The 9,200-nt window shown below is 69.9% G+C and carries 7 protein-coding genes; 5 read left to right on the top strand and 2 right to left on the bottom strand.

Going from position 1 to position 9,200, the window contains the following annotated elements; genetic code table 11:
* Window positions 1–1,511, top strand: a 1,511-nt coding sequence (locus OOT08_RS13635) for an ABC transporter ATP-binding protein (protein ID WP_325093323.1), incomplete at its 5' end; no start/stop codon positions are given.
* Between the two features lie 52 nt (window positions 1,512–1,563).
* Here OOT08_RS13635 and OOT08_RS13630 read toward each other — a convergent pair.
* Complete coding sequence (locus OOT08_RS13630) at window positions 1,564–2,484, bottom strand: LysR family transcriptional regulator (protein WP_325093320.1); 921 nt, start codon at window positions 2,482–2,484, stop codon at window positions 1,564–1,566.
* Between the two features lie 118 nt (window positions 2,485–2,602).
* On the opposite strand from OOT08_RS13630, the gene OOT08_RS13625 reads away from it, so the two are divergent.
* The 4 genes from OOT08_RS13625 to OOT08_RS13610 are packed head-to-tail and all read left to right on the top strand — an operon-like array spanning window position 2,603 to window position 8,246.
* Window positions 2,603–3,931 (top strand): MFS transporter, encoded by a 1,329-nt coding sequence (locus OOT08_RS13625; protein ID WP_325093318.1) that lies wholly within the window; start codon window positions 2,603–2,605, stop codon window positions 3,929–3,931.
* Window positions 3,931–5,565 carry an amidohydrolase gene (locus tag OOT08_RS13620; protein WP_325093316.1) on the top strand — a complete coding sequence of 545 codons (1,635 nt, stop codon included), beginning with the start codon at window positions 3,931–3,933 and terminating at the stop codon, window positions 5,563–5,565. Before OOT08_RS13625 ends, OOT08_RS13620 begins: the two co-directional genes overlap by 1 nt.
* Window positions 5,566–5,570: 5 nt before the next feature.
* Complete coding sequence (locus OOT08_RS13615) at window positions 5,571–6,863, top strand: ArgE/DapE family deacylase (RefSeq protein WP_325093314.1); 1,293 nt, start codon at window positions 5,571–5,573, stop codon at window positions 6,861–6,863.
* Window positions 6,864–6,896: 33 nt separating this feature from the next.
* Window positions 6,897–8,246 carry a M20/M25/M40 family metallo-hydrolase gene (locus tag OOT08_RS13610; RefSeq protein ID WP_325093312.1) on the top strand — a complete coding sequence of 450 codons (1,350 nt, stop codon included), beginning with the start codon at window positions 6,897–6,899 and terminating at the stop codon, window positions 8,244–8,246.
* 12 nt (window positions 8,247–8,258) lie between these two features.
* Here OOT08_RS13610 and OOT08_RS13605 read toward each other — a convergent pair.
* A partial coding sequence (locus tag OOT08_RS13605; RefSeq protein WP_325093311.1) for a bifunctional riboflavin kinase/FAD synthetase occupies window positions 8,259–9,200 on the bottom strand: 942 nt, incomplete at its 5' end.

Below are 9,200 nucleotides of genomic sequence, written 5' to 3'. Positions count from 1 at the left end.
TCCAGGGCATGGTGACCGAGCTGCGCGAGGACGTCATGCGCTCGGTGCTGGACCTGCGCGGCCCCGAGGTCGAGGCCGCGGGGTCCTCGGACGTGGTGTCCCGGGTGACCCGGGACGTCGAGGCGGTCACCGAGGCCGCCTCGGACATCCTGCCGCAGGTCACGGGCTCCGCCTTCGCGATTGCGCTGACCGCGGTCGGCATCCTCGCGATCGACCCCTGGCTCGCGCTGGCCGCCCTGCCGACCGTGCCCGTGTGGGTGCTCGCGACCCGCCGCTTCATCCGGCGCTCGCGCAGCGTATACACGGAGGTGCGGGTGGCCGAGGCCGATCGCGGCCAGGCGGTTCTGGAGACCGTGTCCGGGGCGGACACGCTGCGCGCGTACCGGGGGCAGGACGCCCGGTTGGCGGAGACCGCGCGCCGGAGCGCGCACGTCATCGAGTTGCAGATCGAGGCGACCCGGCTGCGCACGGGCTTCTGGGGCTGGCTGAACGCCGCCGAGTTCCTGGGCCTGGCCGGGATCCTCGCCGTGGGCTTTGTGCTCGTGGGGCAGGACGCGATCACGGTGGGGGCGGCCACCGCGGCCGCGCTCTACTTTCACCGGCTCTTCGGGCCCATCGGCGGCCTCCTCGGCAGCATCGACGAGCTCCAACTCGCGGCGGTCGGGCTCTCCCGGCTCGTCGGGGTCACGCTCATGGCCGAGGACGACGAGCGGGCGCGGTCCGCGCAGGCCGCGGGGCAGGCCAGCGAGCGAGGAGCGCCCGACCCGCGCGGGGGTGCCGTCTCGGCGCGGGGTCTCGGCCACTCCTACGATGGGCGCCGGATCGCGCTCCGCGGGGTGGACCTCGAGCTGGCCCCGGGCTCACTCACCGCGCTCGTCGGCCCCTCGGGCTCCGGTAAGAGCACCCTGGCGCGCGCGATCGCGGGGGCCATCGTTCCGGAGACGGGCACCGTCACGATCGACGGCGTCCCCGCGGCCGGGCTGGCGCGGGACCCCCGAATCGCGCTCGTGACCCAGGAGACGCACCTGTTCCGCGGGAGCATCGCGGACAACCTGCGGCTCGGCGCGCCCACGGCCGGGGCGGAAGCGATGACCCAGGCGCTGAGCGCCGTCGGCGCGGACTGGGTGCTCGCGCACCCGGAGGGGCTCGACCGTGACGCCGGGGACTCGGACCTCAGCGGGGCGGAGATCCAGCAGCTCGCCCTCGCCCGGGTGCTGCTGCTCGATCCGGCCGTGCTCGTCCTGGACGAGGCCACCGCCGAGGGCGGCGAGACCCTCTCCCCCGAACTCGACCGGGCCGTGGCCGCCGTGGCCCGGGGGCGCACGACCGTGCTCGTCGCGCACCGCCTCGGGCAGGCCAGGACCGCCGAGCGGATCGTGGCCCTCTCCGACGGGGTCGTCGCCGAGCAGGGCAGCCACGCGGAGCTGCTCGCCCGCGGCGGCGACTACGCCACGCTGTGGAACGCCTGGTCCTCCTCGCGTCCCGCTCCGGAGGCACCCCCCGCGGCCTGACACGCGACCCTGGGTGCCCCAAAACGCGCAACGGGGTCACCTCCGGGAGGATTTAGGCGTCCGGTTCCACGATGGTCAGGGAGTGCACGCCGGGGGGAAGATACCGCTCGGCCAGCTGCCCGCTCAACCAACCCAGGAGTTCGTCCAGGAAGGGCTCGATCCGCTCAGCAGCGTAGTGGGAGCTGGACCAGGCGACCCAGTCCTGCGCGAGGATGGGCGTCCCGTTGTTCACGAGCGGGATGTTTCGCAGCCCGTGCGCCGCCGCGGAGACGCCGATCGCGACCCCGCGACGGGAGGAAGCCAACGCCTGCGCAACCTGGATATGCGTGGCCTCACCCGCGATGGTCATCTCGAGGCCCGACGCCACCACTTCACGGTCAAATATCGCGCGAACCCCGCTGTGCCCGTCGCTCGTGAACAGCGGCAGACCCACGAGATCCGCAAGCTCGATCGCGTCCGGGTCCTCCGGGAACAGTTCCGGCCCAACCTGGGCATAGAGGGGCGTCTCAAACAAGAGGCGACGCCGAAGCCCGGCGGGAGGGGGCCACGTCGTGATCGCGAGATCCACCTCGTTGCGCAGGACGTATTCGTAGGCGTCGTCCGGGGCAGTTTCGATAACGTCGACGATGGGACTCGCGTGCTCGGCCATATAGGGCAGCACAGCCTCCAGGGAGATCATGAGCGGGCACGCCACCCGGAGCCGGAGCTCTTGATCGCGAAGGCTGCCCAGCACCCCGACGAGGTCCCGGTGCCGGTACAGATGCTCGCGCACCTGGGGCTCCAGGATCCGCCCGGCTCGCGTGAGGATCATCCCGCGGGGTTGGCGTTCGAAGAGCGCGGTTCCCGCTTCCCGTTCCAGGGCCTGTATCTGCCGGGAGAGGGAGGGCTGGGTCACGAAGCACTGCGCAGCGGCGCGCGTCGCTGAGCCGGTGTCGGCCAGGGCGAGAAAGTACTCGAGGGCACGGATATCCATGCGCACAGGCTATCAATATCGATACTTTTTGGCATTTGTGCGAATGTCACGGGCGGGCGACACTGGCTGAGGCCCGCAAACCCCGGTTGCGGGCCTCCCCTCACGAGAAAGAGTTTCAATGGCTGAAACAGCACCCTCCCGAGCGAAGACGCAACAGCGCGCCGTGCTCGGAGCATTCGTCGGAACTGCGATCGAATGGTACGACTTTTACATCTTCGGCACCGCCGCCGCCCTGGTATTCGGCCGCGTCTTCTATCCGGACGTGTCTCCGGGAGCCGCACTAATTGCCTCCTTCGCGACCTTCTGGGTTGGCTTCCTCGCGCGCCCCATCGGCGGCATCATCTTCAGTCACTTCGGTGACCGCTACGGACGGAAGAACACGCTCGTCGTCACGCTGCTCCTGATGGGAGTGGGCACCACCGCAATCGGGCTTCTGCCGGGCTACGCACAAATCGGCATGGCAGCGCCCATCCTTCTGGTCGTGCTTCGGGCAGTCCAGGGCCTCGCCGTCGGCGGCGAATGGGGCGGGGCAGTCGTGCTCGCGACCGAAAACGCCACCGAGGGCAAGCGCGGGATGGCCGGAACCTGGGTCCAGCAGGGCTCCCCGGCCGGGTCCATCCTGGCCACCGTGATGTTCCTCATCGTCGGCACCCTCCCCGATGAGGCCTTCTTGTCCTGGGGCTGGCGAATCCCGTTCCTGCTGTCCGCCGCGCTGGTCATCGTCGCCCTCGTGATCCGGCTCAAGGTCGAGGAATCCGAAGACTTCACGAACATTCAGGCCACGGAAAAGGTCGCGAAAATCCCGCTCGTCGAGCTGTTCCGATCCTCCGGCTGGCTCGTGCTCTTCGGCATTCTGGCGTCGATTATCGGTATCGCTATGGCCTACTTCACCAACACCTTCCTCCTCGCATGGACCACGGGTGAGCTGGCCCTCGACCGGACCGCGATCCTGAACGTGCTGCTGATGACCGCAATCTTCCAATTCCTCTGGCAGCCCGTCGCGGCCCTCATCGCTCAGCGATTCGGCGAACAACGCGTCATGCTCGGCGGTCTCCTCTGGCTCGTCGCGGCCTCGCCCTTCCTCTTCTGGGCAATCCAGTCCGGGAGCATCCCGTGGATCGGAGTCACCCTCATCCTGACCACCATGGGAGGGAGCACCTACTACGCCCTGCTGGCGAGCACCCTGTCCGGAGCCTTCCCGGCCCGAGTCCGCTACACCGGAGTTTCCGTGGCGTACCAGGTCTGTGCCACGATCTTCGGCGGTTCGACCCCCCTGCTCGCGCAGTGGGTACTCACGTCATCCGGCGGGAGCGCCTGGGCGGTCATGGCGCTGTTCCTGGCGCTGATCGCTGCCACGATCTTCGGCGTTCTCGCCCTCGCATCCGCGCAGCGCCGCGCTCCCGCCGACGCGAGTCACTCGGCACCCGCTGAGGAGGTGTCCGCATAATGCGCGTGGACAGCATTTGGCACGGCGGTGCCTTCTGGACCGGCAACCCCGAACAGCCGGAGGCCGACGCGCTCGCCGTATGGCGGGGCCGTATTGTCGCCGTGGGAGACGTGTCCGGCCTGAGCGCGCCCGTCACCGTCGACCTGGGCGGAGCCCGCGTGGTCCCCGGTTTCCACGATGCTCACCACCACCTCGCGTTCACCGGCGCCCGCCTGGCCTCCCTCAATCTGCGGCCACACCTGGTCCGGACGCTGGACGAACTGTACGCGGCGGTCGAGGCCTTCGCCCGGGACCTGCCCGCGGACGCAATCGTGCGAGCCAGCGGCTATGACCAAAACGCGCTCGGCAGCCATCCGACCGCCGCGGGACTCGATCGGGTCACCGGCGGCCGCGCCGCAATCCTCGATCACGTTTCCGGGCACATGCTGGTCGCGAACACGGCCGCCTTCGCCCTCGCCGGGTTTCCCAATCGGCGCGGCGTCCCGGAGTTCCCGGGCGGCCGCGTCGCCCGCGACGCCGAGGGCGTCGCCGAAGGCCTGCTGGAAGAGACCGCGATGAACCCCCTCCAGGAGGCGACCGCGACGGTCACCCCCGATGAGATTCGACACCGGCTGGCCCTTGCCGCGGCTCAGGCGGCGTCCTATGGGATCACAAGCGTCACCGAGCCCGGTGTCATCGCTTCCGGCTCGCTCGCGACCCCGGGCGTTGACCTGTTCTATTATCAGCAGGCTCTCCGGGCTGGCCAGCAGCTGCCCCGGCTGACGGTCATGCCCCTCCACCACGCCCTGCACGGCGGCGAGCGCTTCCCCGAGGGCTGGCGAACGCTGGACTGGGGTCTGCACACGGGCTTCGGAGACGACCGGCTCCGGCTCGGGCCGGTGAAGATCATTTCCGATGGCTCCCTCATTGGCACCTCCGCTGCCATGCACGAGTGCTACTGCGGGCAGCCCGACAACACCGGAGTGATGCAGCTGTCCCCCGAGGACCTGCACGAGGCCGTCCTGGCCTTTCACCGGGCGGGCTGGAGCATCGCCACGCACGCGATTGGGGACCGCGCCATCGATCACGTCCTTGACGCATTCGACGCGGCACAGCGCGAGGACCCCCGTCCGACCCGGCATCGGATCGAGCACTTTGCGGTCGCCTCGGATGCTCAGGTGGCCCGGGCTGCCGCGTTGGGTATCATTCCCGTTCCGCAGGGGGTGTTCCTCTCAGACTTCGGGGACGGTATTCTCCGAGCTCTCGGGGCGGATCGGGCGGCCGGAACCTATCGCATGCGTTCGCTGCTCGATGCGGGGATGATCGTGCCCGGGTCGAGCGACTCGCCCGTCTCCGATGCGAACCCGCTCGTGAGCATGCACGATCTGGTCAATCGACGAACGGCCTCCGGGGTGCCATTCGCCCCGGAGGAGCGGGTCACCGTCACGGAGGCCCTGTCCGCGTACACCCACGGCTCAGCCTATGCGGCGGGCGTTGAGGCCGACCGAGGCCGCCTCATGCCCGGTATGCTCGCCGATTTCGCGGTGCTGAGCGAGGACGTACTCGCCGTGGAGCCGGAACGAATCCGGGAGGTCCGGGTGCTGCGCACGGTGCAGGATGGTCGAACGGTCTTCCACGCGGAGGCCGGAGCATGAGCACGATGACCCACGCCACCCCGCTCACCGAGGACCAACAACGTCGGATTGAGGCGGCGGTCGAACGGAATTTTCCTCGCCAGATCGCGCGGACGCAAGCATTGGTCTCGACGCCTTCGCTGCGCGGCCAGGAGCGAGCCGGGCACGATCTCCTCGCCGAGGAGTTCCAGGCGCTGGGCCTGGCGACGGACCGGTGGATCATCGATCGTGCGGCCGTTTCCCGGCACCCTGGCGCTGGGGTCGTTCCCTCGGATCTGCCCGAGCAAGAGTGCCTCGTCGGCTCCCTCGGGACACCCGCCGCGGATGGCACACATCGGCTCATCCTGAACGGGCACATCGATGTGGTGCCGACGGGATCTGCCCGGCTCTGGAGCCGTGATCCCTTTGACGCCGTGGTCGAAGACGGCTGGTTGTACGGACGCGGCTCCGGTGACATGAAGGCCGGGTTGCTGGCGAATGCCTTCGCGTTGCGGGCGGTGCTGGACGCCGGGCTCACCCCGGTCGGGAGCGTGCAGCTCCAGTGCGTCCCGGAGGAGGAGAGCACGGGGAACGGAACCCTCGCCGCGTTGTTGCGCGGTCACCGCGCCGACGCCGTCCTGATTCCGGAACCGATCCCGGAGCAGCTCGTTCGCGCTCAGGTCGGCGTGTTCTGGGCGAGCATCACGGTGCGCACGGTTGCGGCGCATGCCGCATACCGTTCCGAGGGGGTGAACGCAATCGACGCCGCGGTGACGGTCATCACCGCGCTTCGGGGGCTGGAGGAGCGGTGGAATCGGGTGTGGGCGGACGAAGAGCATTTCTCCGACCTCGATCACCCCTTCAACCTGAATGTGGGCACGATGCACTCCGGGGACTGGCCGTCCAGCGTTCCAGACGAGTGTGTGCTGGGCATCCGGGCCGCGTTCCCGCCGACGGTGTCTGCGGAGTCCGCCTTCGCTGAGTTGGCGCACACGGTCCGTGCCGCGGTGTCCGCGCTGCCAGACACGAGCGTCGAGTGTGAGCGTGCTGGCTTTTTCTCCGACGGCTATGTGTTAGCGCCCGGCTCAGCGGCCGAGGCTTTGCTCGCCTCCGTGCACGAGCGGGTCTCCGGAGCCTCACTCGAGAGAAACACCTCGACGGGGTACATCGATTCGCGCTGCTACGGGACGTACGCGGGGACGCCTGCTCTGGTCTACGGTCCTCTTGCAGAGCGGGTCCACGGGGCTGATGAACGGGTCAGCCTGGCGTCGGTCCAGCGGGTCACGACGGCGCTTGCGTTGTTCCTCGCCGAGTGGTGCGGGGTTCGGGAAGCCGGGTAGCACCGTTCCCGTGCGGCGGACTAGTCTGGGGCCATGACCGCTGAGCTCACCCCTGACGAGTCCGCCGCGATCGAACGGTTCCGCACGCTGCTGCGTTTCCGCACCGAATCGCCGCCCGAGGCCGCGGACACGAACTGGGCCGAGTTCGAGGCCTTCCGCGCGGCGGTCGCCGAGCTGTACCCCGCGCTGAGCGCCGCGCTGGAGCTCGAGCTCGTGGACGGGCACAGCATGGTCTTCCGCTGGCCCGGCCGTGCCGAGGGCGAGCCCGCGGTGCTCATGGCGCACTACGACGTCGTGCCCGCGAGCGACGAGGGCTGGGTGTACCCGCCCTTCGCCGCCGAGATGGTCGGCACGGGGGCCGACCGGACGATCTGGTCCCGCGGCACCCTCGACGACAAGGGCGCGCTCGTCACGATCCTGGAGGCCGTCGAGCGGCGCGTTGCCGCGGGCTTCGTGCCCGAGCACGAGGTCCTGCTGTGCTTCGGGCACAACGAGGAGGTCTTCGGCAGCGGCGCGGACGAGATCGTCCGCGTGCTCGGCGAGCGCGGCGTGCGTCCCCGCTTCGTTCTCGACGAGGGCGGGGCCGTCGTGCGCGGCGTCTTCCCGGGCGTCGAGCAGCCCATCGCGGTCGTCGGGGTCAGCGAGAAGGGCATCATGACCGTGGAGCTCGTCGTCGAGCAGGCGGGCGGGCACGCCTCGACTCCGCCCGCGATGACCGCGACCGCCCGGCTCGCCCGCGCGATCGACCGGATCCGGCGCAACCCCTTCCCCGTCTCCCTCAGCGAGACCAACCGCGAGATGGTCCGCACGCTCGGCGCGCACGCGAGCGGCCCGATCCGCTGGGCCGCGGACAACCTGGACAAGACCGGCGGCATCCTCGCCCGCGTCTTCGGCCAGCTCGGCGACGAGACGAGCGCGATGGTCCGCACGACCGCCGCGGTCACGATGCTCTCCGGCTCGATGGCGGCAAACGCCCTCGCCGAGCGGGCAACCGCCACCGTGAACGTGCGCATCGCCGTTGGGTCCTCGGTGGCCGAGACGATCACGCACCTCACCCGCGCTGTGCGGGACGACCAGGTCCGCATCGTCGTGGTCGAGGCGAACGAGCCCTCCCCCACCTCGCCGACCCACGGCCCCGCCTGGGAGCTGCTGAGCCGGACGATCGAGGAAACCTTCGCCGACACGATCGTCACGCCGTACATCATGCTCGGCGCAAGCGACGCCCGGAAGTACACCCGGATCAGCGAGCACGTGTACCGCTTCAGCCCCTTCGACATGTCGGGCGACGAGCGGGCCACCCTGCACGCGGTGAACGAGCGGATTCGGGTCTCGACCTACCTGCGCGGCATCACCTTCTACGAGGCGCTGATCGGCGGGCTGTGAGACGGGCCGGCGTTAGCCGGTCAGGCCGAGCAGCTCGCGGGTCAGGACGACGTCCGCGTCCATCTGCTCGATGAGCGCGGGCACGCCCGCGTAGGCGACCATGTCGCGGAGCCGGTGCGTGAACTCCACGCGGAGGCGCTCCCCGTAGAGGTCGAGGGACGCATCGAGCAGGAAGGCCTCGACGCGGGACTGCCCGGACACGCGGAACGTGGGGTTGATGCCGACCGAGATCGCCGCGGGGTAGCGGGTGTGACCGTGCCAGGCCCACCCGGCGTAGACGCCGTCCCCGGGGACGAAGCCGCTCATCTCGCCGCCCAGATTCGCGGTGGGAAAGCCGAGCTCGCGCCCGCGGGCGTCGCCGTGCACGACCTCCCCGATCACCTCGGCGGGGCGGCCGAGCATCCCGGCGGCGTCCTCGACGCGGCCCTCGGTGAGCGCCTGGCGGATCCGGGTCGAGGAGATGCGTTCCCCGCCCGCGTCGAGCACCTCGCGGACGGCCTCGACCGTGAAGCCGAGCTCCGGGCCGAGCTGGCGGAGCAGCTCGACGTTGCCCGCGGCCCGGTGACCGAAGCGGAAGTCCTCCCCCACGATGATGTGCCGGGCGTTGAGCTGGCCCGCGAGCACCTCGCGAGCGTAGACCTCGGCGGGAATCTGGGAGAAGTCCAGATCGAAGGGCACCATCACGATCTCGTCGGGGCCGAGCGCCTCGATGAGATCGGCGCGACGCTCAGCGCCCATCAGGTTCATGGGCGTGGATTCCGGGCGGATCGTGCGCTGCGGGTTGTCTTCGAAGGTGAAAACCACGGCGGCGAGATCGTTCGCCCGAGCGTGCCGCACGAGCCCGCCGATCACATCGGCGTGACCCAGGTGGATACCGTCAAATTTCCCGATGGCAACCGCAGCTGCCGGGTGCGGCACGGCGAGCTCCCCCAGGGCCCGACAGATCCGGCTCAT

It is taken from the genome of Leucobacter sp. M11, assembly GCF_035726885.1.
In the GTDB taxonomy this organism is placed as follows: domain Bacteria; phylum Actinomycetota; class Actinomycetes; order Actinomycetales; family Microbacteriaceae; genus JAPFRB01.
The sequence above is the reverse complement of the archived record's forward strand: the minus strand, read 5'-3'. Positions and strand labels throughout refer to the sequence as shown.